The following is a 689-nucleotide window of genomic DNA, read 5'->3' on the forward strand; positions in this document are numbered from 1 at the left end:
GCTGGAGAGCGCGGTGCGCGTGCTGGCCGAGATGGCCAGCTTCGAGTCGGCCGGCGTTTCGGACCGCAGCGAGGCCTGACCCGTGCTGAAGGCCGTGCTGCACGAACTGCGCCTGATGGCGATCGCGCTGCAGTTCTTCACGCGCGTGCCGGTGCCGGCGCGCATCGGCTTCGAGCCCGAATGGCTGAACGCGAGCGCGCGGCATTTCCCGCTGGTCGGGTTTCTCGTCGGGCTGGTCGCGGCGATCGCGCTGGCGATCGGCAGCCAGGCGCTCGGCACCGCGATCGGCGTGTGGCTGTCGATCGCGGCGACCGTCTGGCTCACCGGCGCCTTCCACGAGGACGGCCTGGCCGACACCTGCGACGCGCTCGGCGGCGCGGTGAGCCGCGAGCGGGCGCTGGAAATCATGAAGGACTCGCGCATCGGCAGCTACGGCGCGGTCGCGCTGGTGCTGGTGCTCGRCTTGAAGGCCGCGACGCTCGCCAGCCTGCCGATGGCGCTGGCGGTGCCGGCGCTGCTGCTCGCGCACACCGCGTCGCGCGCGGCGGCGGTGGTGCTGATCCGCGTGCTGCCGTATGCGGGCGAGGTGTCGCAGGCCWAGGCGAAGCCGCTGGCGCAGAAGGTGTCGGCGCTCGGCGTCGCCGTTGCGCTCGGCTGGGTGGTGCTGCTGGCGGGCGGGCTGCTCGCGC

Annotated in this window: 1 protein-coding gene; it reads left to right on the forward strand. The window is 73.5% G+C overall.

Translation table 11 applies throughout. The features are described 5' to 3' along the window. Positions 1 to 82: 82 nt before the first annotated feature. Positions 83 to 689: adenosylcobinamide-GDP ribazoletransferase (locus AC1D01_RS37495; RefSeq protein WP_477875004.1), on the forward strand; the 607-nt coding region annotated here is incomplete at its 3' end.

The organism is Rhizobacter sp. P3_B12 (genome assembly GCF_056402895.1).